The sequence below is a fragment of the Phyllobacterium endophyticum genome, from assembly GCF_003010935.1.
Lineage (GTDB): Bacteria > Pseudomonadota > Alphaproteobacteria > Rhizobiales > Rhizobiaceae > Phyllobacterium > Phyllobacterium endophyticum.
On record NZ_PGGN01000001.1, the window covers coordinates 392,762 to 417,920 of the forward strand.

The 25,159-nt window shown below is 57.0% G+C and carries 28 protein-coding genes; 22 read left to right on the forward strand and 6 right to left on the reverse strand.

The window, feature by feature from the left end; translation table 11 throughout:
* Nucleotides 1-33: 33 nt before the first annotated feature.
* From CU100_RS01940 to CU100_RS01950, 3 genes are read left to right on the forward strand one after another with little or no spacing between them, the layout of a single operon-like run.
* Nucleotides 34-1,101: an ABC transporter ATP-binding protein gene (locus CU100_RS01940; protein ID WP_106714870.1), complete on the forward strand. Its 1,068-nt coding sequence runs from the start codon at nucleotides 34-36 to the stop codon at nucleotides 1,099-1,101.
* A gap of 14 nt (nucleotides 1,102-1,115) precedes the next feature.
* Nucleotides 1,116-2,012 carry an ABC transporter permease gene (locus CU100_RS01945; RefSeq protein WP_106714871.1) on the forward strand — a complete coding sequence of 299 codons (897 nt, stop codon included), beginning with the start codon at nucleotides 1,116-1,118 and terminating at the stop codon, nucleotides 2,010-2,012.
* Nucleotides 2,013-2,014: 2 nt separating this feature from the next.
* A complete protein-coding gene (locus CU100_RS01950) occupies nucleotides 2,015-2,860 on the forward strand; it encodes an ABC transporter permease (protein ID WP_106714872.1) in 846 nt (281 codons plus the stop codon).
* A gap of 5 nt (nucleotides 2,861-2,865) precedes the next feature.
* Here the strand turns inward: CU100_RS01950 and CU100_RS01955 are convergent, their stop codons facing one another.
* The gene (locus tag CU100_RS01955) at nucleotides 2,866-4,392 is read right to left on the reverse strand and encodes a UxaA family hydrolase (protein ID WP_106714873.1); all 1,527 of its coding nucleotides are present in this window, start codon (nucleotides 4,390-4,392) and stop codon (nucleotides 2,866-2,868) included.
* Nucleotides 4,393-4,676: 284 nt separating this feature from the next.
* On the opposite strand from CU100_RS01955, the gene CU100_RS01960 reads away from it, so the two are divergent.
* Nucleotides 4,677-6,161, forward strand: a complete 1,485-nt coding sequence (locus CU100_RS01960) for a calcium-binding protein (RefSeq protein ID WP_170113707.1) — start codon at nucleotides 4,677-4,679, stop codon at nucleotides 6,159-6,161.
* 92 nt (nucleotides 6,162-6,253) lie between these two features.
* The gene (locus CU100_RS01965) at nucleotides 6,254-7,231 is read left to right on the forward strand and encodes a DUF2971 domain-containing protein (RefSeq protein WP_106714875.1); all 978 of its coding nucleotides are present in this window, start codon (nucleotides 6,254-6,256) and stop codon (nucleotides 7,229-7,231) included.
* Nucleotides 7,232-7,299: 68 nt separating this feature from the next.
* Here CU100_RS01965 and hrcA read toward each other — a convergent pair whose 3' ends face one another.
* Complete coding sequence (gene hrcA, locus CU100_RS01970) at nucleotides 7,300-8,370, reverse strand: heat-inducible transcriptional repressor HrcA (protein ID WP_183635492.1); 1,071 nt, start codon at nucleotides 8,368-8,370, stop codon at nucleotides 7,300-7,302.
* Nucleotides 8,371-8,506: 136 nt separating this feature from the next.
* Here hrcA and rph point away from each other — a divergent pair, with 136 nt between their 5' ends.
* The 6 genes from rph to CU100_RS02000 are packed head-to-tail and all read left to right on the forward strand — an operon-like array spanning nucleotide 8,507 to nucleotide 12,716.
* Entirely contained in the window at nucleotides 8,507-9,223 is a 717-nt protein-coding gene (rph, locus tag CU100_RS01975; RefSeq protein ID WP_106714877.1) for a ribonuclease PH, read from the forward strand.
* Between the two features lie 10 nt (nucleotides 9,224-9,233).
* Nucleotides 9,234-9,641 (forward strand): VOC family protein, encoded by a 408-nt coding sequence (locus CU100_RS01980; RefSeq protein ID WP_106714878.1) that lies wholly within the window; start codon nucleotides 9,234-9,236, stop codon nucleotides 9,639-9,641.
* Complete coding sequence (locus CU100_RS01985; RefSeq protein WP_106715936.1) at nucleotides 9,638-10,285, forward strand: non-canonical purine NTP pyrophosphatase; 648 nt, start codon at nucleotides 9,638-9,640, stop codon at nucleotides 10,283-10,285. Before CU100_RS01980 ends, CU100_RS01985 begins: the two co-directional genes overlap by 4 nt.
* The gene (gene hemW / locus CU100_RS01990; RefSeq protein WP_106714879.1) at nucleotides 10,282-11,445 is read left to right on the forward strand and encodes a radical SAM family heme chaperone HemW; all 1,164 of its coding nucleotides are present in this window, start codon (nucleotides 10,282-10,284) and stop codon (nucleotides 11,443-11,445) included. Before CU100_RS01985 ends, hemW begins: the two co-directional genes overlap by 4 nt.
* Nucleotides 11,446-11,454: 9 nt before the next feature.
* Nucleotides 11,455-12,354, forward strand: a complete 900-nt coding sequence (gene rsmI / locus CU100_RS01995; protein ID WP_106714880.1) for a 16S rRNA (cytidine(1402)-2'-O)-methyltransferase — start codon at nucleotides 11,455-11,457, stop codon at nucleotides 12,352-12,354.
* On the forward strand, nucleotides 12,351-12,716 hold the full coding sequence (locus tag CU100_RS02000) for a YraN family protein (protein ID WP_106714881.1): 366 nt from the start codon (nucleotides 12,351-12,353) through the stop codon (nucleotides 12,714-12,716). The genes rsmI and CU100_RS02000 overlap by 4 nt, the downstream gene beginning before the upstream one ends.
* 34 nt (nucleotides 12,717-12,750) lie before the next feature.
* Here the strand turns inward: CU100_RS02000 and CU100_RS02005 are convergent, their stop codons facing one another.
* Nucleotides 12,751-13,146: a VOC family protein gene (locus CU100_RS02005; RefSeq protein ID WP_106714882.1), complete on the reverse strand. Its 396-nt coding sequence runs from the start codon at nucleotides 13,144-13,146 to the stop codon at nucleotides 12,751-12,753.
* Nucleotides 13,147-13,494: 348 nt separating this feature from the next.
* Between CU100_RS02005 and cysG the strand changes: the two genes are divergently transcribed.
* The 7 genes from cysG to CU100_RS02040 all read left to right on the forward strand — a co-directional run bounded on the left by cysG (nucleotide 13,495) and on the right by CU100_RS02040 (nucleotide 19,742).
* Entirely contained in the window at nucleotides 13,495-14,946 is a 1,452-nt protein-coding gene (gene cysG / locus CU100_RS02010; RefSeq protein WP_106714883.1) for a siroheme synthase CysG, read from the forward strand.
* 18 nt (nucleotides 14,947-14,964) lie between these two features.
* Entirely contained in the window at nucleotides 14,965-15,273 is a 309-nt protein-coding gene (locus CU100_RS02015; protein WP_106715937.1) for a DUF2849 domain-containing protein, read from the forward strand.
* Between the two features lie 101 nt (nucleotides 15,274-15,374).
* Nucleotides 15,375-17,045 carry a nitrite/sulfite reductase gene (locus CU100_RS02020; protein ID WP_106714884.1) on the forward strand — a complete coding sequence of 557 codons (1,671 nt, stop codon included), beginning with the start codon at nucleotides 15,375-15,377 and terminating at the stop codon, nucleotides 17,043-17,045.
* Nucleotides 17,038-17,790, forward strand: a complete 753-nt coding sequence (locus tag CU100_RS02025; protein ID WP_407070304.1) for a phosphoadenylyl-sulfate reductase — start codon at nucleotides 17,038-17,040, stop codon at nucleotides 17,788-17,790. Before CU100_RS02020 ends, CU100_RS02025 begins: the two co-directional genes overlap by 8 nt.
* Nucleotides 17,787-18,320 (forward strand): DUF934 domain-containing protein, encoded by a 534-nt coding sequence (locus tag CU100_RS02030; RefSeq protein WP_106714886.1) that lies wholly within the window; start codon nucleotides 17,787-17,789, stop codon nucleotides 18,318-18,320. Before CU100_RS02025 ends, CU100_RS02030 begins: the two co-directional genes overlap by 4 nt.
* Nucleotides 18,321-18,362: 42 nt before the next feature.
* Nucleotides 18,363-19,388, forward strand: coding sequence for an NAD(P)/FAD-dependent oxidoreductase (locus tag CU100_RS02035; RefSeq protein WP_106714887.1), 1,026 nt, complete (start codon nucleotides 18,363-18,365; stop codon nucleotides 19,386-19,388).
* A 6-nt stretch (nucleotides 19,389-19,394) separates the two neighbouring features.
* A complete protein-coding gene (locus CU100_RS02040) occupies nucleotides 19,395-19,742 on the forward strand; it encodes a 2Fe-2S iron-sulfur cluster-binding protein (protein ID WP_106714888.1) in 348 nt (115 codons plus the stop codon).
* Here the strand turns inward: CU100_RS02040 and CU100_RS02045 are convergent.
* Nucleotides 19,739-20,302, reverse strand: coding sequence for a L,D-transpeptidase (locus CU100_RS02045; RefSeq protein WP_183635491.1), 564 nt, complete (start codon nucleotides 20,300-20,302; stop codon nucleotides 19,739-19,741). The two genes, CU100_RS02040 and CU100_RS02045, sit on opposite strands and share 4 nt — an antisense overlap.
* A 159-nt stretch (nucleotides 20,303-20,461) precedes the next feature.
* On the reverse strand, nucleotides 20,462-21,400 hold the full coding sequence (locus CU100_RS02050) for a nucleoside hydrolase (RefSeq protein ID WP_106714889.1): 939 nt from the start codon (nucleotides 21,398-21,400) through the stop codon (nucleotides 20,462-20,464).
* A gap of 131 nt (nucleotides 21,401-21,531) precedes the next feature.
* On the opposite strand from CU100_RS02050, the gene CU100_RS02055 reads away from it, so the two are divergent.
* The 3 genes from CU100_RS02055 (at nucleotide 21,532) to CU100_RS02065 (ending at nucleotide 23,356) form a co-directional block, all read left to right on the forward strand.
* Entirely contained in the window at nucleotides 21,532-21,957 is a 426-nt protein-coding gene (locus CU100_RS02055) for an Hsp20 family protein (RefSeq protein ID WP_106714890.1), read from the forward strand.
* Nucleotides 21,958-22,013: 56 nt separating this feature from the next.
* On the forward strand, nucleotides 22,014-22,271 hold the full coding sequence (locus CU100_RS02060) for a BQ00720 family protein (protein ID WP_106715939.1): 258 nt from the start codon (nucleotides 22,014-22,016) through the stop codon (nucleotides 22,269-22,271).
* Between the two features lie 116 nt (nucleotides 22,272-22,387).
* The gene (locus tag CU100_RS02065) at nucleotides 22,388-23,356 is read left to right on the forward strand and encodes a complex I NDUFA9 subunit family protein (RefSeq protein ID WP_106714891.1); all 969 of its coding nucleotides are present in this window, start codon (nucleotides 22,388-22,390) and stop codon (nucleotides 23,354-23,356) included.
* A gap of 15 nt (nucleotides 23,357-23,371) precedes the next feature.
* Here CU100_RS02065 and CU100_RS02070 read toward each other — a convergent pair whose 3' ends face one another.
* Nucleotides 23,372-24,178 carry an undecaprenyl-diphosphate phosphatase gene (locus tag CU100_RS02070; protein WP_106714892.1) on the reverse strand — a complete coding sequence of 269 codons (807 nt, stop codon included), beginning with the start codon at nucleotides 24,176-24,178 and terminating at the stop codon, nucleotides 23,372-23,374.
* Between the two features lie 168 nt (nucleotides 24,179-24,346).
* Here CU100_RS02070 and CU100_RS02075 point away from each other — a divergent pair, with 168 nt between their 5' ends.
* The gene (locus CU100_RS02075; protein WP_106714893.1) at nucleotides 24,347-25,039 is read left to right on the forward strand and encodes a glutathione S-transferase family protein; all 693 of its coding nucleotides are present in this window, start codon (nucleotides 24,347-24,349) and stop codon (nucleotides 25,037-25,039) included.
* The last annotated feature ends 120 nt before the right edge of the window (nucleotides 25,040-25,159 follow it).

Consider the following 25,159-nt stretch of genomic DNA (forward strand, 5'->3'; position numbering starts at 1 on the left):
AGTCCGGATGATGGTCAGCTACAAGGGTGCCCGATGCTGCTTGCGTCCTCTCCATTTCATGAGATTCGCCTTGACCGGATGAGCCGCGCTTTCGGCTCACATAATGCTCTCAAAGACGTATCTCTCGCCATTCGCAAGGGAGAGTTTATCGCGTTGCTCGGACCATCCGGTTGCGGCAAGTCAACGGCTCTCAATTGCATCGCCGGACTATTATCGACAACGGGTGGGGGCATCTTCATCGATGACAAGCGCATCGACACCCTCAAGCCGGAGGATCGCGGCTTTGGCATGGTCTTTCAGAACTATGCCCTCTTTCCTCATATGACCGTCCGTCAGAACATCGGCTTTGGCCTCAAGATGCGCAAGGTCGCGAAGTCAGAGATGGAAAAGCGTGTCGAGGAGGCATTGAATCTTGTCCGCCTGCAAGGGCAGGGCCACAAGTTGCCGGGACAATTGTCCGGAGGCCAGCAACAGCGCGTTGCCATCGCACGCGCTATCGTCATAGAGCCGCCGCTTGTCTTGATGGACGAGCCACTATCCAATCTCGACGCAAAGCTTCGGCTTGAGATGCGCGCAGAAATCCGCCGTATTCACAACCAGCTGGGTGCAACCACTGTTTACGTCACGCATGATCAGGACGAGGCTTTGTCTTTGGCCGACCGCGTCGTGGTGCTGCGTGATGGCGAAATCCGCCAGGTGGGTGCGCCAAGCGATCTTTACGAGCGGCCCGATCACCTGGACGTGGCGGAATTCATGGGATACCGCAACCGCTTGACTGGAAAGGTCCTCGCTAGAAGCGGCGATCGCATCGACGTTGTCGTAGGTGGTGCCACGCTGAGCGGTAGGGCTCGGAACACCCTGAAGGTCGGCGATGCCGCGGTCATAGCGGCACGTGCAGACGACGTGGTCGCCGGTGAGAAATCCGGGCGGACGGTCGAAGCCACGGTAGAAACCATCGAATATCGCGGCCGCGAATTTGTAGGGACCGCCCGTACGGCGGAAGGTCTTGAGCTGGTATTCCACGCACCACAGACGGCTGCGCTTGGCACTTCGATTTGGCTATCGGTTGATCCGGCACGTGCGCTGGCTTTCGCGGCATGACCACTAGGGAGAACATGGCCTCGAACTCCTTCGACGATCGCATGTCGCTCCGGCAACGGCTTGCCTTGCGAGGTATCGACGGTGTGACCCTTCTTGTCCTTCCCGCGGTGCTCTTTCTCCTTCTCGTGTTCATCTATCCCTTCATATACGGGCTGATCCTTTCATTCACACCGGTAGAAGGGGGAGCGTTCGCCAATTACCGGAAGTTCTTCTCGGATCCGTTCCTTTATGACACTATCCTCACGACGTTATGGCTGGCGGTGCCTGTAACGATAATCAGCATCGCGATTGCGCTGCCCGTTGCATTCCGCGTGCGTCTGATGACGCATCAACGATTGCTGACGACCATTCTGGTTCTCCCGGTGACGCTTGGAACAGTGCTCGTCGCCGAGGGGCTGTTGAACTATCTGGGGCCGCAAGGCTGGTTCAGCCGGACCTTGATGTTTCTCGGCGCGATAGACCGGCCGCTGAAACTGACAAACAATTATTGGGGTGTATTTGCTTCCCTTATCATTACAGGGTTTCCGTTCACTTTCCTGCTCACGCTTTCATACGTTTCCGGCATTGATCCCGCACTGGAGCAGGCCGCAGCGACGCACGGCGCCAAAAGCTGGCAACGGTTTCGCTATGTCATGCTGCCATTGCTGATCCCGGGCCTCGCCATTGCCTTTTGCCTCTCATTTGTTCAAGCCTTCGCCGTTTTCCCTTCGGCAATTTTGCTTGGAGCGCCGGCTGGCCCGACACGCGTCATCTCCATTGCCGCTTATCAAGCGGCTTTCGAGCAATATGATTATTCTATGGCCTCCGCGGTAGCCATGATCATGGCCGTGGTGCAGCTGCTCATCGTCGTTGCGATCCTCGCACTTCGCAACATGTTCTATCGCGGCTCGACCGCGGGCGGGAAAGGCTGATCATGATCCGCGATACGACGGTTGGCGCCAAGCTCTGGATCACTGCGGTGTGGTTGGTCATAACCTTTTTCGTCGTCAATCTCTTGGCGATGATAGCAACAGTCCTCATTTCTTCCTTCGGCACACGTTGGCTCGGCACGTGGCTTCCCGCAGGCTGGACCACGAAATGGTATTTTACGGCGTGGTCAGAGTTCCAGTTGAGTGATGTGCTCATTGTAACCTTCCAGATTGTCTTCACCGTTGTCGCACTATCGGGGCTGCTCGGGGTCACTGCTGCCTATGCCTTGGCCCGCCGCGATTTTCCCGGCAAGAAATTGGTCATGCTGCTGTTTCTTCTGCCCTTGCTCGTGCCGCCAATCACGTTTGGTATTCCTTTGGCAACAGTGCTCTATCAGGCAGGCGTCGGCGGTACATTCTGGGGCGTCGTTCTTGCAAATCTTGTGCCGACAGTACCCTTCGTGATTCTCGTCATGATCCCGTTCATAGAGCAGATCGATCCCAAAATTGAGGCCGCGGCGCGGGTCTTTGGTGCGGGAACGTTTCAGCTGTTCCGACATGTACTTCTGCCAATGTTGCTGCCGGGCATTCTCGCAGCCTTGCTACTCGTTCTTGTACGGACCGTAGCAATGTTCGAGCTGACATTCCTGACAGCAGGTCCCACGAGCCAAACCCTTGTTGTGGCTCTGTATTATTCGGTGTTCGCCTCTGGTGTGCGTGCCGTGCAATCAATCGACGCCATGGCCGTGGTTTATATGATCACGACGCTCGTCTGGCTGCTCATCGCACTTCGTTTCGTCAACCCGACGCAAATTGTCGCCCGGGCAAAACACCAGCAAAACGCCGCTTGAAGGCCTCACATCGTCGCGCCGATCTGCCAAGGCACAAACTCCGCGTCGCCATAGCCGAGCTCTTCGGATTTGCTATGGTGGCCCGAGGCGACTTTCAGGATGTACTCGAAGATTTCGCGGCCCTTGTCTTCGATCGACACGCCGTCGAGAACATCGCCGCAATTGATGTCCATGTCCTCGATCATCTGATTGTACATGGGCGTGTTGGTTGCAAGCTTGACAGAGGGCGTCGGTTTGCAGCCATAGGCCGAACCGCGCCCTGTCGTGAAGGCCAGGATATTGGCTCCGCCAGCGACCTGGCCCGTCGCTGAAACAGGGTCATAGCCCGGTGTGTCCATGAAAACCAGACCGTGCGCAGTCACTGGTTCGGCATAGCCGTACACAGCTTCGAGTGGCGTCGTACCCGACTTGGCGACCGCACCAAGAGATTTTTCCAAAATGGTGGTCAGGCCGCCAGCCTTGTTGCCGGGCGAGGGATTATTGTTCATCTCCATCTTGTTGCGCTCTGTGTAGTCCTCCCACCAGGCGATGACATCCTGCAGCCGCTTGACGGCTTCCTGGTTCGAGGCGCGTTCAATCAAAAGATGCTCTGCACCGTATATTTCGGGCGTTTCGGAAAGGATTGCGGTGCCGCCGTGCTGCACCAGGAGATCGACTGCGGCACCGAGTGCCGGATTGGCAGTAATGCCTGAATACCCGTCCGAGCCGCCGCATTGCAAGGCAAGGATAAGTTCCGATGCGGGAATGGTCTCGCGCCTAACGTTTGCCGCTGCCGGAAGCATGTCGCGCACCGCCGCAATGCCGGCTTCCATCGTTTTGCGGGTGCCCCCTACCTCCTGGATCGTCAGGCTACGGAATGTATCGCTCTCGACAATGTTATAAGCCTCTTTCCAACGGCCGATCTGGAAGCCTTCACAACCCAGTCCAACCATCAGCACGGCTGCGATATTAGGATTTGTGGCGTAACCCCACTGGGTACGTTTCAAGACCTCGTAGCCTTCTCCCTTCACATCGAGAGCGCAGCCGCCGCCGTGTACCAGGGGAATAATCCCGTCAATGGTTGGGTATTCGTCGAGTAGGCCCGACTTTTGCACGGCCTCCGCAATGAAGCGTGCGACTGAAGCAGAGCAGTTCACCGAGGTCAGGATGCCAATATAATTGCGTGTGCCCGCACGGCCATTGGCCCGGCGGAAACCCTCGAATGTGGCTTGCTGCTCCAGGGGCAGAACACCATTCGAGTGGATCGTATGAGTGGCACCCGGCTCACGGACGAAGTTACTGTAGTCGAGATTATGTTCATGTACCCATTCACCAGGTTCGATGCGCTTGGATGCGGATCCTATGATTTGTCCAAACTTGCGAACAGGTTCACCCGCAGCGATCAAGCGGGAGGCGAGCTTGTGGCCGCGCGGTACACGACTGGCCACCGTCACCGCCTCGATCAACTGGCCGGGCTGAAAGGTGTCAACCGCAACGACAACATTGTCGCTGGCGTGAAGGCGCAAATGCCTGGGAGGGCTGAGGGTATCCATGAACATCTCCAATCATAAGATTGATATATTAGTTGACCGCGTCATGGCTTGCAATGGCTCTTCCAGCTACACCGTTGATCACGTTTACGGTACCGTGGCTGGTCGAAGCCCGTGCTGAAGAGCAAGTCAGCAAGCATAATCTAATTCAAAATTTGAAGTATATTTACGCCACATTGAACTATGCTTTCTTTATAAAAAATTCATTTGCAAGAACCTCCAAAATTAGCTCTATATCCAAATATAGCCGAATAAACCGATCTTAATGTCTCAACACGGGGGCCATGATGGCGCTGAACAGTTCCTTGCTCGATCTCCTCAATATCGACCTTGAAAATGGCATTGACCAGATACTCACAGGCACTGACGGAAGCGATCTGCTTTTTGGAGGCAGTGGCAATGATCTTATCCAGGGCAAGGCGGGCAGCGATCTGCTATTCGGCTATGAAGGCGTCGATACACTGGCCTATGCGGGTTCGTCCGAGGGAGTCATGGTTCGTCTAGGCGGTGTTGATGGTTCTGGCGCACTTGGAGCCTGGGGCGGCGACGCCGAAGGCGATCGGCTTGCAGTAGGGTTCGAAAATCTTGTCGGTTCCTCTTTTCACGACACGCTGTCCGGCGATTCCGGCGACAATGTCCTTGTCGGTCTCGATGGCGATGACGGCCTCTCGGGCGGTGATGGCAATGACACGTTGGTCGGCGGTGCAGGCACCGACTGGATCGACGGGGGCAGCGGCGAGGACAGGCTTCTTGGCGGCAGTGGCGAGGACTATCTCCATGGCCGCGGCGGCGATGACACGCTGGATGGCGGCGGTGGAGATGATCGCCTCGATGGCGGCAATGGCGATGACCACCTTCTTGGCGGTGCCGGTACGGATTGGCTCGATGGCGCCGTCGGAGCGGACTATCTCGATGGCGGTGCAGAGGATGACTTCCTGGATGGCGGCCGCGGTGACGACACGCTGATCGGCGGCGCAGGTGATGACGCTTTGAATGGTGGCTCCGGTAGTGACCGGCTCAATGGTGGCGCCGGTACCGACTACATCGCTGGCGGACAGGGCCTCGACTGGATGGACGGCGGCGCAGGCGACGATCGGCTGGATGGTGGAAGCGGACAAGACTGGCTCTATGGCGGCAACGGTGATGATACATTGGATGGCGGCGCGGGTGAAGACAGGCTGAATGGCGGCTCGGGTAGCGACACACTGGTCGGGGGGGCAGGCATCGACTGGCTGGACGGCGGTACAGGCGCGGATCATCTTATTGGTGGCTCCGGCAATGATTTCCTGCGCGGCGGTGACAACAACGACACGCTTGAAGGCGGCGTCGGCAACGATACGTTGAATGGCGGTCTGGGCGATGATCAACTCATCACTGGTACGGGGACCGACATTCTGGCGGGTGGAAGCGGGGCAGATACTTTTATCTTCGGTCAGGTTGAACATGGATCCCAGATGCACGGCGGACAAGCCACCCACGCGTCCATAGCCGATTTCAATGCCAGTGACGGTGACGCGATTGATCTCAGCCGAATAGATGCGGACACGGGCGTAGCGGGCAACCAGGATTTCCATTTTATTGGCGAGAACGATTTCTCCGGCGTCGCCGGAGAGTTGCGGGTTTTCCTCGTCCCACAGGACCAGGCAGCCGCTTCGAACGTCGATCATTGGATGATCGAGGGCGACATCAACGGCGATGGCATTGCCGATCTGATCGCTGAGGTCTCGGCACAAGTTGAAGATAGGTTGTCCCTGAACGATTTCACGATGTGAGGACAAGTCGGGCAGGCGACACCCGCTGCATTAGCGTTTATGATCAGCCGTGCAGATTGGCATGCAAGCACGGCTCGGGCGTTTGAGGACTGATGGAAGACTGGGATCCCAACGTAGTCAAGATGCTCAGCATCTTCATGCCAACGACTTTCGACCGGCGTCTGGCCATCAAGGCGAATTCCCGCTTTGTCCACTACACCACGGCGGAAAATCTGTTTCGCATTCTTGATGAAGAGGCAATAAAGTTTCGTAACACGCGATGCATGAACGATTATCGTGACGTCGAACAAGGCGTCATGCAACTGCATCAGTGGAACAACGACAGCGAAAGCAACGCGGCTCTGGCAAGCGCTCTCCAGGCCAGCGTTCCTGGAGTTTGGGAAGAAGCCGTCAAAAAATACTATCAGTGGCTGTCGAGTCTGCGAACCCAGTCCTATGTCCTGTCAGTCGCCGAGCACGATGATACCGAAAACGATACAGGTCGTTTGTCATTATGGCGGGCCTTTGACGACAGTACGACTGGAGTTGCGGTCGTCGTTAAGGTTGCCCCTTTTTTACAGGTGACCGAAGCCTTGAAGGCCTATTCCAGTCCGGTAGCTTACTGGACGCGCCAGCAACTCGATGATGAGTTCAGGCTCGTCGCCCAGCGGGTAGCGTCCAACAAGGACTTTTTGGCCAAACTGAACAAGGTCGCTTTGGCCGAGATGGTTTTCCTTATGCTTGTCTTCGCGGCGACCTGCTCGAAGCATCCCGGCTTTCGCGACGAACGCGAATGGCGTGTCCTGACGAACCCGCAGCTCTGGCCGTCTGTCCAACTCGTGGAGCATCAGGAAGTGATCGGCGGAGTCCCGCAGATTGTTTATAAGATGCAGCTAAAAAACAGCCCCGCCGACAATGTCATGGGTATTGAGCTGCCGGAGTTGATTGATCGGATAATCATCGGCCCGTCACTTCACGCAGGCCCGATCCGCGAAGCGATCATCGCAAAGCTGGCGGCTCGGAATGTAGCGGATCCCGCATCGAAAGTGGTCGTCTCCGGACTGCCGAAACGATTGGCAGCGATGGGCTGAAACCCTCACTCAATGTTGCGGCCGGTTCTTACATTGCCACGATTCCCGGTGCCGGCAAATATGATGATCTATCGCAAAAGCCGTGAAACGAGCTGGGCGGTGTAGTCCACCATTGGCACTATTCGCGCATAGTTAAGCCTTGTCGGGCCGATGACGCCAAGAGCGCCGATTATGCGTTGTTCAGAATCACGATATGGCGCGATGACAAGTGATGAACCGGAAAGCGAGAACAGTTTGTTTTCCGAGCCGATAAAGATGCGAACGCCCGGCCCTGCTTCAGCCAGATCCAGGAGCTGCAGCGTACCTTCCTTCGTTTCGAGATCATCGAAAAGGTGGCGCAGACGCTCCAGATCGGCCTCGGCGCTAACCGATTCAAGCAAATTGCCGCGACCGCGGACGATCAGCCGTGCTGGTTGACCACCGCCATCACCGCCCCAGATGGCGAGCCCCTGTTCCACGAGGTGTTGGGACAACGCATCCAGCGCCTGCTGTGTCTCTTCCTTCAGGCGGGCGATTTCCTGCCGCGCCTCGGTGATTGTGCGGCCTTGTATATGCGCATTGAGGAAGTTCGATGCCTCGATCAATTGCGACTGCGTGACGCCGACAGGCAGTTCGATGACCCGGTTTTCGACATCGCCGCTTTGCGTGACCAGTACGGCGAGGGCTTTCGTCGGTTCCAGGCGGACGAACTCAATATGCTTGAGCGCTCCTTCTGCCTTCGCCGCGAGTACCAGCCCTGCTCCTCGCGACATTCCGGAGAGGATTTGGCTGGCCTGCGTCAGCACATTTTCTGCCGACTGCGTTTCGCCCGCCCTGACCTGCGCCTCGATGGAATGGCGCTCGGATTTGGACAGGTCGCCGACTTCCATGAAGGCATCGACGAAGAAGCGCAAGCCGAGTTGTGTCGGCAGGCGGCCGGCGGAAATATGCGGAGCATAAACCAGACCCAGGTGTTCGAGATCGCTCATCACATTGCGGATGGTCGCCGGCGACAGGGAAACGGGCAGGATGCGCGACAGGTTGCGGGAACCCACCGGCTCTCCGTCTCCGAGATAGCTTTCTACAATACGGCGGAATATATCGCGCGATCGCTGATCGAGCGATTGCAATGTTTCGGGGACCGCAGTCTTGTTCATCATGCCTCGTGCTTTTTGTCGATTGCTACCATGATATAAGCATTCTCCGCACGATCATCAAAGCCTTCGCATCAAAGCCTTTGCTTCGTTGTCCCATCGCGGCTAAAAGGCCCGGAACACATCAACAAGAGGTCTTTCAATGCGTCCTTCAAAGCGAGCTCCCGACGAAATGCGCGCCATTTCCTTCGAGCGCGGCGTTTCCAAACATGCCGAGGGCTCGTGCCTTGTAAAATTCGGTGATACGCACGTCTTGTGCACGGCCAGCCTTGAAGAAAAAGTTCCCGGCTGGATGCGCAATAGCGGAAAGGGATGGGTTACAGCGGAGTACGGCATGCTGCCGCGCTCGACCGGCGACCGCATGCGCCGCGAAGCCTCTTCCGGCAAGCAGGGTGGCCGCACGCTGGAGATTCAGCGGTTGATCGCCCGTTCGTTGCGTGCTGTCGTTGACCTGCAGGCGCTGGGCGAGGTTCAGATTACCGTGGACTGTGATGTCATTCAGGCGGACGGCGGAACGCGCACGGCCGCCATTACAGGTGGTTGGGTGGCACTGCACGAGTGCTTGCGCTGGATGGAAACACGCCAGATGTTGAAGGTGGAGAAAGTCCTGAAAGATCATGTCGCCGCCATTTCCTGTGGCATTTCCAACGGTACGCCTGTTATCGATCTCGACTACCTCGAAGATTCAACGGCGCAGACCGACGCCAATTTCGTGATGACCGGCAAGGGTGGTATCGTTGAGGTGCAGGGTACGGCTGAAGGCGAACCTTTCTCCGAGGAAGAACTGCTGTCGCTCTTGGGCCTTGCCCGCAATGGCATCAACCGGCTAGTTTCGTTGCAGAAAATGGCTGTCAGCTAACAGGTTCACGATGCAGCCATCCGGAGTTTTGGAAACAGCGCTTTATGTGACGGACGTCGAGGCAACTGCTCGTTTCTACGGCGGTGTGCTCGGGCTTGAATGCATTCTCCGGGCCGGCGAAGAATCCGTGTTCTTTCGTTGCGGCCCTGGCGTGCTGATCCTGTTCAATGCGTTAAAACTGCAAGAACGCCCGAAAGGTGGTTTGCCGATACCCTCGCATGGTGCCACGGGTCCGGGTCATGTCTGCTTTCGCGCGACACGGGATGAAATCGCCGAATGGAAATCCCATCTTGAAGCGCATGGCGTTGCCATCGAAAGTGAATTCGATTGGCCCAACGGCGCACACTCGCTTTATTTTCGCGATCCGTCGGGAAATTCGATCGAATTCGCAGAGCCGGAATTATGGAATCGGAAATGAGAATACTTGAAAAAGGCAAGCTCCTGGTTGCCAGTCACAACGAGGGGAAAATCAAGGAAATGATCGACCTGCTTGGCCCCTTCGGGTTCGAGGTAGTGTCGGCCGCCCAGCTTGGTCTGCCTGAACCTGACGAAACGGGAAGTACCTTCGAGGAGAACGCCTACATCAAGGCGTTCGCGGCTGCAAAGGCGACTGGTCTGGTCGCACTTTCGGATGATTCCGGCCTCTGCGTCGACGCACTAGGCGGTAATCCCGGCGTCTATACGGCCAACTGGGCGGAACTGCCTGACGGTAAACGCGATTTTGCCCATGGCATGCAAAAGGTCGAGGCGGCGCTGCAGGAAAGAGGCGCAAACGCTCCCCATGATCGCAGCGGGCGGTTTGTTTCGGTGATTTGCCTTGCATGGCCAGATGGCGAAGCGAATTATTATAGAGGCGAGGTCGAAGGTGAACTTGTCTGGCCGCCACGTGGCTCGGCCGGTTTCGGCTTTGATCCCGTGTTTAAACCGCAAGGCTTTGACGTAACGTTCGGCGAGATGACGGCGCAACAAAAGCATGGTTGGAAGCCAGGCGATGACGAGGCGCTATCGCATCGTGCCCGCGCCTTTCAACGTTTTGCCAATGACTGTCTGGATGCTGGATGAATCATTCTGGCAAAGACGGAACCGGGTTTGGTGTCTATGTCCATTGGCCGTTCTGCATGGCGAAATGTCCTTACTGCGATTTCAATTCGCATGTCAGGCATCATGCCGTTGATCAACCTCGCTTTGCCGCAGCCTTCGCGCGCGAAATCGCCGAGATGCGCGAACGTACGGGTCACCGCACTGTGTCGAGTATATTTCTCGGCGGCGGAACACCCTCTCTGATGCAGCCGGAAACTGTGGCATCCGTGCTTAACGAGATCGCCGCCAATTGGCATGTACCGGATAATATCGAGATTACACTTGAAGCCAATCCCACCAGCGTGGAAGCGGAGCGATTCCGCGGTTACCACGCCGCCGGCGTCAACCGCGTTTCGCTCGGTGTGCAGGCGCTCAACGATCGTGATCTGCGCCGCCTGGGCCGGATGCACAGTGTCGAGGAGGCGCTTGCCGCGATCAAACTGGCGCGCGACATATTCCCCAGGCTCTCGTTCGACCTAATTTATGCGAGGCCTGAACAGACCGTCGAAGCCTGGCGCGAAGAACTGGTGAAGGCCATTTCTTACGCCGCCGATCATCTGTCGCTCTATCAGTTGACAATCGAAGAGGGCACGCCCTTCTATAATCTCTGGAAGGCCGGGAAACTGATAACGCCCGATGGCGACGACGCGGCGGCGCTTTATGCGGACACGCAGGAGACGACGGCACGGCATGGACTTCCCGCCTATGAGATTTCCAACCATGCGGCACCCGGCGCGGAATCACAGCACAACCTCGTCTACTGGCGCTACGGCGAGTATGTTGGTGTCGGCCCTGGGGCCCATGGCCGCTTCGTAGAAAATGGTACCCGCACTGTGACAATCACCGAACGCCACCCCGAAACGTGGATAGAGAAAGTCGAAACAGTCGGCCATGGTATCGTCGAAGAGGAGTTCCTCACCCATGAGCAGGAGGGGGATGAATTTCTTCTCATGGGATTGCGTCTCGTCGAGGGCATCGATCTGGCCCGTTACGAACGGCTGACAGGACACAGCGTCAGGGAGAGCCGCGTGATTTCCTTGGCTGAACAGGGCCTTGTCGAATATATCGGCAATAGCCGCATTCGTACGACGCCACAGGGAGCGATCGTGCTCAACGCGGTCATAGCCGAGTTGGCAGCTTGAAGGATTGCGATGTCTGAAGGCGATGTGAGCGAGCGAAACTACCAGATTGGCAGCGCTTCGTATCGCGCCCGTCCACTGGAGCCGGCACTCTATATCGTGGCGACGCCAATTGGTAATCTCGGGGATATGACTCTCCGCGGTATCGAGACGCTTGCCGCTGCCGACGTCATTGCTTGCGAGGACACGCGCGTCAGCCGCGTGTTGCTCGAGCGCTATGGTATCTCGCGGCGCCCCTATGCGTATCATGAGCATAATGCCGGCATGGCGGGCCCGAAGCTGATCGAAGCGATCCTCAACGGCAAAAGCGTTGCGTTGATTTCAGACGCAGGCACCCCCCTGGTTGCCGATCCGGGCGGCCGCCTCGTACCGGAAGCCAAAGCTGCTGGCATTAGAGTCGTACCCGTTCCGGGTGCATCATCGGTTCTTGCCGCGCTGACCGCCTCAGGACTTTTCAAGGATTCGTTCTATTTCGCCGGGTTTCTGCCTTCGAAACAAGGCCAGCGGCGCGCAAAACTGGAGCAGTTGAAATCACTCGATGCGGCGCTGGTGTTTTTCGAGTCTCCCAACCGCGCGGCAACGGCACTGGCAGATATGGTCGAAGTGTTCGGACCCGAACGGCAGGCTTCGCTGTGCCGGGAACTGACGAAAGCCTACGAGACAGTTCTGACTTTACCGATTAAGGACCTTGCTGCGGAATATGACGGGGAGGATCGTATTCGCGGCGAGGTTGTTCTGGTTATAGGACCCCCGGGGGACGACCAGCATTTGCCTCGCACGGACGACGATGTCGATGCACTGTTGCGCGCACTCAGCCTGGAAATGTCGCCAGCGAAAGCCGCTGGCGAGGCCTCTCGAATGACCGGCCGGCCCAAGGGAGAGCTCTACCAACGGCTATTGGCCTTGAAATGAGCGGAGTGGACAAGCGCAACAGGGCCTACCGCCGCGGCCATTCCGCCGAACGCCTTGCTGCCCTCGCACTGATGCTGAAAGGTTATCGCATAGTGGACCGTCGATACCGCACAAGGCTGGGCGAGATCGACCTCATAGCACGACGTGGTGACATTGTTCTCATCGTTGAGGTAAAAGCGAGAACCACGCTTGAGCAGGCAATGGATTCGCTCAATCTCTCGACCATGCGGCGTATCGAAGCCGCGGCTGACCTGTGGCTGGCGCGCCAGTCCGACCATTCCCGCCTCTCCCTCCGGTTCGACCTTGTTGCTATCCTGCCGTGGCGCTGGCCTGTGCATGTGCCGGCGGCGTTTACGACCTGAGCAGGAGCAGCGGGGGGCGCTCGTTGGCAGAATTCTACTGCTGGGGCATGTCCATGTGCACGACTTCCCAGACATGCCCATCGATGTCCTGGAAGCTGCAGCCATACATGAAACCGAGATCCTGTATGGGCTTCCATGGCTTGCCGCCGGCGCTAATCGCCTTGGCCAGAATGCCGTCTACCTCCTCGCGGCTTCCGGCAGAGAGCGCGATAAGCACTTCCTGAGCCTTCGTGGCGTCGCTGATATCGTTGTTTATGAAATCGCGGAATCGATCCTCTTCCATCAGCATCGCGAAAATATTCTCTTCGATGATCATGCAGGCGGTCTTGTCGTCGGAAAAATCCGGATTGAAACTGAAGCCAAGAGCGGCGAAGAAGGCTCTTGTCGCCTCGATTCTCTTGACGGGCAGGTTTACGAAAATCATGCGCATATTAATTCCTCTCTGGTCGCGTTGTTCCTATAGATGACGACTTAAGGTTGCCCGATCCGACAAGGCATCGAAAAATATCTTGCATTTCGTTTTTTACACGATTAACTTAGTCGTGTATCCTTCTGACTGATTCGGTCAGGGACGCGGATGGTAGAGAGCACATCCTTGTGTCGCCTTGATGGGTGATGACAAGGTCATGTATGTTGTCGTACACGTAGAATGCTGATCCGCTTGTTTCGACATTTTCAGAAATTACATGCTCCCCCACGAGTTTCGGCGCACTTCTGTTCCTTATAAATCAAGGGCGGATCATGGATAATCCTCGGGATCATCGGGATACGCTTGTCTATGTCAATCCGCCTAAGCCAGCTTTCTGTTTTTCCAGCCTTCTTTCGCGTGCGCAATGAAGTGCTTGTAGTCGTTGGCAATGGCGAGGAGGCTTTGAACAAGGCCAGGCTTCTAGCGCAGACGAATGCCGCCATCCGCGTCATTGCGGCAGAGCCTGAGCCGGAACTCGCTGCGTTCCTTCGAGATGGCGAACACGAACATATCGCAGAAAGCTTTGCTCCCAAGCAATTGATCGGCGCAAAACTGGTCTTCGTCGCCACTGGCGACGAGGACCAGGATGCGATGGTCGCCGACGAGGCCCGCCGCCAGCACATTCCGGTCAATGTTGTCGACCGTCCGGACCTGTGCGATTTCTTCACGCCCGCCATTGTCAATCGTGCGCCGCTCGCCATTGCCATCGGTTCTGAAGGCACCGGACCTGTATTGACGCAGATGATCCGCGCCCGCATCGATGTCATGTTCTCGCCGCGGCTGGGCGATCTGGCGCGACTCGCCAATGCTTATCGCCCTGTGGTTGATAAGCTGGTCAAAAAAGGCCTGCCGCGCCGTCTGTTCTGGCGTTCGTTTTTTTCTGGAGCCGTCTCCAGCAACGTCTACAACGATGACCTTGCCGGTGCGCACGAGGCTGCAGCCGGTCTTCTAGGTAATCAAAGTGTACCCAAGGGTTACGTCTGGCTGGTTGGCGCCGGCCCAGGCGCTGAAGATCTGCTGACCTTGCGTGCGCATCGCGTGCTCATGGGGGCGGACGTCATAGTCTATGATGCGTTGGTGCCGGAAGCTGTGGTTGCGATGGGCCGACGTGACGCGACACGGCTCTCCGTCGGCAAGCGCAAAGGTTGTCATACCAAGAGCCAGAGCGAGATCAATGATCTGCTTGTTGCGCTTGGTCGTGAAGGCAAGCAGGTGGTTCGCCTGAAATCGGGTGATCCGCTTGTCTACGGCCGCGCCGGCGAGGAGATGGCCGCCTTGCGCGACGCGGGGATCGGCTTTGAGATCGTTCCAGGCATCACCTCCGCCTTCGCGGCTGCGGCGGATATGCAACTGCCCCTGACCCTGCGCGGTGTCGCATCCTCCCTCGTGTTCACCACAGGTCATGATATGGCTGGAGAGGTGCTGCCTGACTGGGCGCGCCTCGCCATTTCCGGTGCGACAATCGCTGTCTACATGGGCCGCAGCGTGGCCGCTTCCGTTGCGGAGCGCCTGATTCAGGCGGGGCTTCATGCCGATACTGGAGTTGCTGTCATCGAGAATGCGGGGCGTGCAGAACGCCGCATGTTCCATGGGACGCTCAATGATCTGCCGGCGCTGGAACAGCGCGACGATCTGGGCGGCCCTGTCATGGTCATCATTGGCGACGCGGTCGCCGGTGCAGCTATCGATAAGGCTGAGGCTCTTTCCGCCAATTCAAAGAATTCCGTGGTGCAACACCACCTTGACCACAATGTTGCATAACTGCGAAGGATGAAGATCATGAGTGTTAAAGTGTTGACTGCAAACCGCCTGGCCGATGGCGAAGTTGTATGGCTCGGCGCCAATGGCGAGTGGTTGGAACATATCGATGGAGCGCTGATCGCGCGTCACGCGGAAGCGGTCAATGCACTCGAGGAAGCCGGCAAGTCCGCAATAAAGTCCAACCTCGTCATCGACGTCAATGTTATCGATGTTGAAGAGCGTGGCACCGATCTTTTTCCGGTACGCCTGCGCGAGCGCATTCGTCAGCTCGGACCTACCATTCGTCTTGACCTCGGCAAACAGGCTGAAAAGTCCAAAGCCGCCTGACATGGAGCAATTCTAGGAAAGTGGGAACCGGTTTTCCGTCCGGGATTGCGTAAAAACAAAGTATTAGAGCAAGTTCTGCTCTAAAATCGAAAGACCGCAGAATGTATCGTTATGATGAGTTTGATCACGCGTTCGTCTCCGCTCGCGTTGAACAGTTCAAGGACCAGGTCGAACGCCGCCTTGCCGGCGAGCTGACGGAAGAGCAGTTCCGGCCGTTGCGGCTGATGAATGGCGTCTATCTGCAATTGCATGCCTATATGCTGCGGGTGGCGGTTCCCTATGGCACGCTGTCCAGCAGGCAAATGCACAAGCTTGCCCATATCGCCCGCCGCTATGACCGTGGCTATGGTCACTTCACCACGCGACAGAACATCCAGTACAATTGGCCTGCCTTGAAGGACATCCCGGCAGTTCTCGACGAGTTGGCGTCGGTGGAAATGCACGCCCTCCAGACGTCGGGCAATTGCATTCGCAACGTCACCGCCGATCATTTCGCAGGCGCTGCTGCCGATGAGGTCGGTGATCCGCGCCCATATGCAGAAATCCTGCGCCAGTGGTCGTCGATGCATCCGGAATTCTCCTATTTGCCGCGGAAGTTCAAGATTGCCGTAACGGGCGCCGACCGCGACCGCGCAGCGATCCAGGTCCATGATATCGGATTGCACCTGAAGAAGAACGAGTCCGGTGAGCTCGGCTTTGGCGTCTACGTCGGAGGTGGGCAAGGCCGCACGCCGATGGTTGCCAAGAAAGTACGCGACTTCCTGCCCGTCGAGGATTTGCTGACCTACACGACAGCCATCGTGCGCGTTTACAACCTCAATGGACGCCGGGACAACAAGTACAAGGCGCGCATCAAGATCCTAGTGCACGAGACCGGCACCGAAGAAATCACCCGTCAGATCGAGACAGAATGGCAGGCAATCAAGGAAACAGACCTCAAACTGCCGCAGCAGGACGTCGACGCCATTGACGCCTACTTCGCGCCGCCGAATCTTGTACAGCGTCCTGAAGGCTGGTCTGAACTCGCGGCGGCCCGCAAGGCGGATCCTGCATTCTCCGCCTGGGTCGACCAGAACGTCACACCGCACAAGAATCCCGACTACGGCGTGGTGACAATTTCGTTGAAGCCAATCGGCGGTATTCCGGGCGATGCCACCGATGCGCAGATGGATCTGGTTGCCGATATCGCCGAGAAATTCTCCTATGACGAGATCCGCGTCAGTCACGAGCAGAACCTCGTCCTGCCGCATGTGGCGATTGCCGATCTGCGCATCGTTTACGATCTGCTTCTGACCGACGGCTTGGCAACGGCTAATGCCGGCCTGATCACAGACATAATATCCTGCCCTGGTCTCGATTACTGTGCTTTGGCAACTGCGAGGTCGATCCCGGTCGCGCAACGCATCTCGGAACGTTTCGGCAACCCGGAGCGTCAGGCGGATATTGGCGAGCTCAAGCTCAAAATTTCCGGATGCATCAATGCGTGCGGCCATCACCATGTTGGCCACATCGGCATTCTGGGTGTCGAAAAGAAGGGTGAAGAGCTCTATCAGATCTCCCTCGGCGGTTCGGGTGACGAGATTTGCACGATCGGTGACATCACCGGCCGCGGCTTTTCCTCGGAAGAGATCGTCGATGCAATCGAAACGATCGTCGATCGTTACCTCGAAATCAGGACCGACAAGGAAGAGACGTTCCTTGCCACCTACCGGCGCGTGGGCGCAGCACCGTTCAAGGATGCGCTCTATAGCGAGGTTGCAAATGCTGCTTGAAGTCAATGACATTACCGTGGCGGACGAGGCGCGTGCGCTTCAGGCACGCTATGGTAATCTCGAGCCGATGGATGTCATCGAGCTCTCGGTCGATCACCTCTTCAACGAGGAGATCGCCGTCGTTTCCTCTTTCGGTGCTGACAGCGCAGTGATGCTGCACATGATCGCGCAGGTCGACCGCGCAACGCCGGTGCTTTTCCTGGAGACCGGCAAGCATTTTCCGGCAACACTGCGCTATCGTGACCAGCTCATCGCCGAGCTTGGCATGACGGATGTGCATGATATCCACCCGCTGAAGCAGAGCCTCAAGGATGAGGACCCGTTCGGCGCACTGTCCATGACCAACAAGGATCGCTGCTGCTACATCCGCAAGGTCGAGCCGATGGCCCGTGCCGTCGCGCCCTACCGCGCATGGATGACCGGCCGCAAGCAATTCCAGGCGTCGACGCGTACGGCACTCCCCGTGTTCGAGTCTGTGGGCGCGCGTATCCGTATCAACCCGCTTGCGCACTGGACCTCCGCCGACCTCAAGGCCTATATGGCCGAGCATGATTTGCCGCCGCACCCCTTGGTCGCCGAAGGCTACCGCTCGATCGGCTGCATGCCCTGCACCTTGCCGGTCAAGGACGGCGAAGACGATCGCGCTGGCCGCTGGGCTGGCTCCGACAAGACTGAGTGCGGCATTCACCTGACCGGGCTTACCGACGAACTGAGCAACATCTCGCTGACGGATTCGAGTTTATGAGTGACATTGAACAACCTGCGGGTGAGCTTTGGGGCCGCGAAGGTTTCCGCGAGGACCCTTACGTCACAGCCGAAACGCTGGAGGAGGCCGGTGATGCACCTGCTGTGATCCTGCCGCTGGGCGTCTGGCTCGGTCTCACCGAAGAGATACGCAATGCCTCCAATCGCAAGATCGGTGTTGTGGTCGCCCCGGGTGAAAGCGTCGAACCGCTATTGCCATTGCTGGATTCGATCCCGGTAATTGCGCTGGAATTTCCAGCCTTTAGTGACGGGCGCTCCTATTCGAAGGCCGAGCTGATCAAGAACCAGCATCATTTCAAGGGTGAGTTGCGCGCCGTAGGGGATGTTTTGATCGATCAGGTCGCCTATATGCTGCGCACCGGCTTCGACACGATGAAGGTCAACCATGCGGTGACGCTGAACCGCCTTGCCGGCCATAATCTTCACGATGTTCCCGGTTACTACCAGCCGGGACGAGGCTCGCACACAGTGCCCGGCACCTATAGCTGGCGCCGCGTTCCCGGGGCGTGAACTCCACAAACAACTCGAATTTGCTACCTGGAAGGCACCTTTATGTCCGAATTGATTGAAACAGATGTGGTTATTGTCGGCGCCGGCCCAGTTGGCCTCTTCGCCGTTTTCGAGCTTGGTCTGCTCGACCTGCGCGCCCATGTAATCGATATCCTCGACCGCCCTGGCGGCCAATGTGCCGAGCTTTATCCTGAAAAGCCGATCTACGATATTCCTGGTCTGCCGGAAGTCACAGGCCAGGATCTCACGAGTAATCTCTTGAAGCAGATCGCGCCGTTCGAACCGCAGTTCCATTTTTCCACCATGGTTACCGCGCTCGAGAAGCTCGAGGACGGACGTTTCCGCGTGGAGACCGATGCGGACAAGGTTTTCATCACCAAGGTCATCGTCATCGCGGCTGGTGGCGGTTCCTTCCAGCCCAAGCGCCCGCCTGTGCCGGAAATCGAGCTCTATGAGGGAACAAGCGTTCACTATGCGGTGCGCAAGATCGAGGCTTTCCGCGGCCACGACGTGGTAATTGTCGGAGGCGGTGACAGCGCACTTGACTGGACGCTCAATCTTGAGCCCGTGGCAAAGTCGGTCACACTCGTCCATCGCCGGCCAGAATTCCGTGCCGCTCCCGATAGCGTCAACAAGATGTGGGCGCTGGAAAAAGATGGCCGTGTCAAGTTCCGCATGGGCCAGGTCAGTGGTCTCGAAGGGTCGGACGGCCAATTGACCAAAGTAATTCTCAAGGGTGCCGAAGGCGAAGAAATCCTCGAAGCTGGGCGGCTACTGCCATTCTTCGGCTTGACGATGAAGCTCGGTCCGATTGCGGACTGGGGTCTCAATCTCGACCAAAATCTGATTGCTGTCGATACGGAGAAGTTCGAAACCTCCGAACCTGGCATATTCGCCATCGGCGATATCAACACCTATCCGGGCAAGCTGAAGCTCATCCTTTCGGGTTTTCATGAAGCCGCGCTGATGAGCCAGGCGGCAAAACGCATTGTTTCGCCAGGCGAGCGGATTATCTTCCAGTACACGACGTCCTCCACCTCCCTGCAGAAGAAATTGAAGGCGGCATAGGTTCTGATGAGTTCTGAATCCCTCTATATCCACGTCACCGATCAGCACGGAAAGCGCCATACGCTGGAAGCTCTCGAGGGTTTTCGCGTCATGGAGGTCATTCGTGATTGGGGCCTCGACATCAAGGCTGAATGCGGCGGTGCCTGCGCCTGCGGCACATGCCATGTTTATGTCGATCAGGATTGGTCGGACAAGCTCTTTGCACCCATGGATGAGGAAGTCGACCAGCTCGATGTTACCTTTCACGTCGAGGACAATTCACGGCTTTCTTGCCAATTGATAATGACCGAAGAGCTCAATGGTCTGGAGATCACCCTGGCTCCCGACACCCAGCGGGATAGCGTCGCGGCCTAGAGCACAACGACGCGGGCGCCAACCGGCACCCGCGCATACAGGTCCACGACGTGGTCATTGATCATGCGGATGCAACCGTTCGAAACGGCGCGTCCTATCGTCCACGGCTCCGTTGTTCCGTGGATGCGGTAATGCGTGTCGCGTCCATTGCGATAGAGATAGAGTGCGCGGGCGCCCAGCGGGTTGTGGGGTCCGCCTGCGACCCCACCAGCGTAGCGCGCATATTTTTCCGGCTGTCGCCTGATCATACCCTTTGTCGGGGTCCAGCGCGGCCATTCCTCCTTGCGGCCGACTTTCGCGGCGCCTCGAAAGACACGACCCGCTCGCCCTACACCGACTCCATAGCGTCGTGCGGTAAAACCGTCTTCGATCAAATAGAGAAAACGGCCACGCGGATCTATGACAATGGTGCCAGGCGCGTACGATGAATCGAACGAAACATATTGCGGCCTGAACTCGGGCTGGACAACGAATTTTTTCTTGGATTTTGCCGCAGACGCCGCCCGGGGAGCCAAGGCTGCCGCCAAAAGTCCTGCCAGAACACCACGCCGCGTCAGCATATCAACCCCCCGAGTTTTCTGCTGTACAATCTTTTGACTCTACCCTTTTCAGGCGATTCTGTCTGGGAATTGCTTACTGATGGTTTACACGGCTTCAACTCTCCGTGAGCAAGCAAGGAGAAAGCAACGGCTCATTTCCGCAATTGGACCGGAAAGTGCCTATGCCAGTCGCGCGACTCGATCGGTCAAAAGATTGAAGAAGCCCTCGTCGTCGACGTAGCGGATGTAAAGCGCATTTTTCGGCCGGTCGGTCACCCCCCACCAGTCGACAACAGTCATCCCAAGCGTCAGTTCGTTGGCTACATCGACCGCCACATTGCACTTCCGCCCGCGATAGAGCTCAGGCTTCAGCAGATAAGCGATGACGTTAGGGTCGTGCAGAGGCCCCCCATCGGAGCCATATTTTTCCTCGTCGAATCGTTCGAAAAATTCCAGTAGGGCGGCCGAGGCATCTCCCGCCCTTGTTCCCATAGCACGGAAACGCTCGATGCGCTTTGCCGTGGTCAGCGCCTTGTGTGTCACGTCGAGCGGTAGAATGACCACGGGAACGCCGGACTGAAGCACGATCTGCGCCGCATGCGGGTCCACGTATATATTGAATTCGGCTGTCGGGGTAATGTTGCCGCCTTCGAAGAAACCTCCACCCATGAGCACTATTTGCTGGATACGCGATGCCAGCTCGGGCGCGCGTATCAGGACCTGCGCGACATTCGTGAGGGGTCCAAGGGCGCACAGTGTGACAGTTCCCGATTGTTCAGCCAGCAGTGTCTCAATGATGAAATCTGCAGCGTGCTTGGCCTGAAGTTTCATGGTGGGAACCGGAAGATCCGGGCCATCGAGCCCGGTTTTTCCATGCACGTGTTCAGCCGTAACCAATGCTCGCATCAAAGGGCGGTCGGCACCGGCGAAGACCAGAGCGTCGCTCCGCCCTGCGAGTTCGCATATCTTCCTTGCATTCAGTTCGGTGAGTGCGAGCGGCACATTCCCTGCGACGACGGTCACGCCGAGGACGTCCAGTTCCGGACTTGCGAATGCAAGAAGGATCGCAAGAGCGTCGTCCTGTCCCGGATCGGTGTCGATTATGATTTTACGCGGCATTTCTTACTTTCTATCAGGGGTAACAAGTCACTCTCTTGAACTCTGCAATCCAACCGACCATATCAAGGGACAGAAGTGAAATGCCGAGCCAGGGTTTCACTTTTAGGTCGCTTTTCTCAAGGACTGCACAAATGACACGAATGACACCGTTTTCAAGCCCTCTGTTGCTTGGTTTCGACTCGATGGAAAAGACGCTGGAGCGTATCGCCAAATCAGGCGACGGTTATCCGCCTTATAATATCGAGCGTATCCGCGGCAATAGTAATGATCGTGAACAGCTTCGAATTATTCTCGCCGTCGCGGGCTTTTCCAATGAAGACCTCGAAGTGACCACGGAAGACAACCAGCTGATCATCCGTGGCCGGCAGGCTGATGAAGAGACTCGTGAATATCTGCATCGCGGCATCGCGGCACGGCAGTTCCAGCGCATCTTCGTTCTTGCTGATGGAATGCGTGTCAGCGCCGCCACTCTGAAGAATGGGCTATTGTCGATCGACCTTGATCGACCGGAACCCGAGCGATTGGTCAAGCGCATCAACATTGCAGTTGAAGACTGATCGTCAGCTCTAACTGGACAGGGCCTTGGATGGACTGTCCGAACATGGAGGCTATCATGCAAACGACTGACCACAAGAATCTTCTGACTGAGCTCGAATTCGCCCGTCTTGGCGCAGGCCAGGTGGCCTATATGCGCAAGGTGAAGACAGAGGATCTCGCCACGAGTTTCCCGGCACTTCCGCCGATGACGCCAGGCGTTGAACTATGGGCGCTGTTCGCAGCTAATGGCGATCCGATCGTCCTTTCCGACCAGCGCGACAACATTCTCGTCGGTGCGCAGGAACACGAACTGCGCACAGTGATGCTGCAGTAAGACGAGATTCCCGCGGCGCGGCAACGCGCCGCGAACCTTGAGCTCCAATCCCCTTTGCGGCCGGCGCCAAAAGGCAGTACACAACTTCTGCTGCCGCATGGAATTAGGAGAGCTTCATGACAATCGTAAAGCCAAAACTTGTCACCGTTTTTGGAGGCTCCGGCTTTATCGGTCGTCATGTCGTGCGCGCGCTGACAAAAAGAGGCTATCGGGTTCGTGTAGCCGTCCGCCGCCCGGATCTCGCCTTCCATCTGCAGCCGTTAGGCGGTGTAGGCCAGATACAGGCTGTTCAGGCAAATCTGCGTGACCGTGCCTCGATCGATCGAGCCGTCGCGGGCTGCGACCATGTTATCAATCTGGTGGGTCTGCTGTTTGAGGCCGGGAAGCAGAAATTCAATACGGTGCATGAAATGGGCGCCCGCGCGGTAGCCGAATCTGCCCGCGCATCGGGTGTGCCGCTAACGCATATGTCTGCTATCGGCGCCGACGCACACTCTCGTTCCGCCTATGCCAGCACAAAGGGGCGCGCCGAGACTGCTGTGCGCGAAATACTCCCGGACGCAATTATCATTCGCCCATCGATTGTGTTTGGTCCTGAAGACAGTTTCTTCAATAAATTTGCAGGCATGGCGCGCATCTCGCCCTTCCTTCCGTTGATTGGCGGCGGCCGGACGAAATTCCAGCCCGTGTATGTCGGCGACGTAGCCGAAGTTTTCGCACGGTCGGTTGACGGTGCCTTGAAGAAAGGCGAGGTTTATGAACTCGGCGGCGGCGAAGTGCTGACCTTCCGGCAGTGCCTTGAGGAAATGCTGCGTGTTATTAGCCGCAAACGCATGTTTGTGTCGATCCCGTTTTGGATCGCCAAAATCCAGGGTTCTATCCTGGGCCGTCTTCCGAACCCGGTGATGACCCGTGATCAGGTCTTGCTCCTGCAGCGTGACAATGTTGTGTCAAACGCTGCCAAAGAAGAGGGTCGCACGTTGGAAGGTCTTGGAATTCAGCCGCAGACAATCGAGGCAATCCTTCCATCATATCTCTGGCGCTTCCGCGTGCATGGGCAATATTCCAGCCAAAAGCCGGCATAAGCCAACTAGCAAGCCTTACCCCATTACTATCAGGGCTATCAGTCCCAGCGTGCCGACGACGAGCCGCCACCATGCGAACAACGCGAACCCATGGCGCGACACGTAGTCGAGGAGATAGCGAACGACGAATACGCCAGAGATAAACGCCGCTATGAATCCCACGAAAATCAAAGAGCCATCGTTGAAAGTCAGTATGTTGCGGTTCTTGAAAAGATCGTAGGCGAACGCGCCGGCCATTGTTGGCATGGCCAGGAAGAACGAAAATTCAGCTGCGGAACGCTTGTCCGTTCCAAGGAGCAGTGCACCCACGATCGTTGCACCGGAGCGCGACGTCCCGGGTATCATGGCGAAACACTGGATAAGGCCGATCTTGAGACAGAGACCAAGCGGATAGTCCATGACGCTTGTGTAGCGCGCCTTCAAATCGAGGCGGTCGACCCAGAGAAGAATGAGCCCGCCGATAATCAGCATCACGCAGATCAGCCTTGGCGATTCGAACAGTACCTCCTTGATGAAATCATGGGCGATCGCACCTATGACCGCGGCGGGCAGAAACGCGACGAGAATTCCGGTGACGAAGCGCCGCGCCGTGGGATCGCTTGGCAGGGCCCTTGCGATCTTGAGAAGACGGCTGAAATAAACGGTCAGGATTGCGAGAATGGCGCCAAGCTGGATCAACACCTCGAAGGTCTTGCCATTGGATTCAAATCCCAGGAAATGCCCTGCAAGCAGGAGATGCCCTGTGGAGGAGACGGGCAGGAATTCGGTCATGCCTTCCAACAAGCCAAGGAAAAGGGCTTCGACAATCGTTTCTGATTCCATGATTATCGCTTTCTTGAATTTTGCCGTTGGGAGTAACCGGCTATTGGTGAAATCCTGTTTACTTGTCTCGTGCTAAGGTTGCGCCTATACGTTGGCGCAAGCTCGACGCGGCTGTCGCGAGACGACGGTGCGGATAAAATACCAGTTTGAAAGATTTACCAATCTGCCATGTTGACGCTCTTCCATCATCCCATGTCCACCGGCTCCCGCTATGCCCGACTCATACTCAACGAATATGACATTGAGGTGGAACTCATCGAGGAAAATAGTTGGGCACGCCGTAAGGAGTTTCTGGCACTTAATCCTGCGGGAACACTTCCGGTGTTATTGGCGGAAGGCGACGTGCCGGTTTCTGGCGCGTCTGTTATCGCAGAGTATATCGATGAGACGCGGGGCGCGCTAAAGCGAAGCCGCCGTTTGTTCCCCGAGGATTCGCTCAATCGGGCCGAAGTCAGGAGGCTTGTCGACTGGTTCCTGACGAAGCTCGAGAACGAAGTGACGCGGCACATGGCGCGCGAACGTATTTTCAAGCTGCATATGACCGCCGAGCAGGGTGGCGGGGCGCCCGACTCAGGCGCTATTCGTGCTGCGCGTACCAATATCACCCAGCACATGAAATATATCGACTGGCTGACGGCGACGCGCAACTGGCTGGCTGGCCCGGCACCAAGCTACGCCGACATGTCCGCTGCCGCATCGATTTCGATCCTCGATTATCTTGGCGAGATCAAGTGGGGCGACTATAAAGCGGCACGCGACTGGTACACGCGGATGAAATCACGCCCGTCATTCCGTCCCTTGTTGTCCGATCGCGTACGCGGTCTGCCGCCTTCATCGCACTACGGCGACCTGGATTTTTGATAGCGCCGATTTATCTCCCCTTGTGGATGAGAAAGGGTTTTCTTGGATTAAGCCTCTTCGCTAAATCCTTAAAAAAGCCAAGAAAGGGGTAGTTCTCAGCGAAGCAAATTCCCTCTCTTG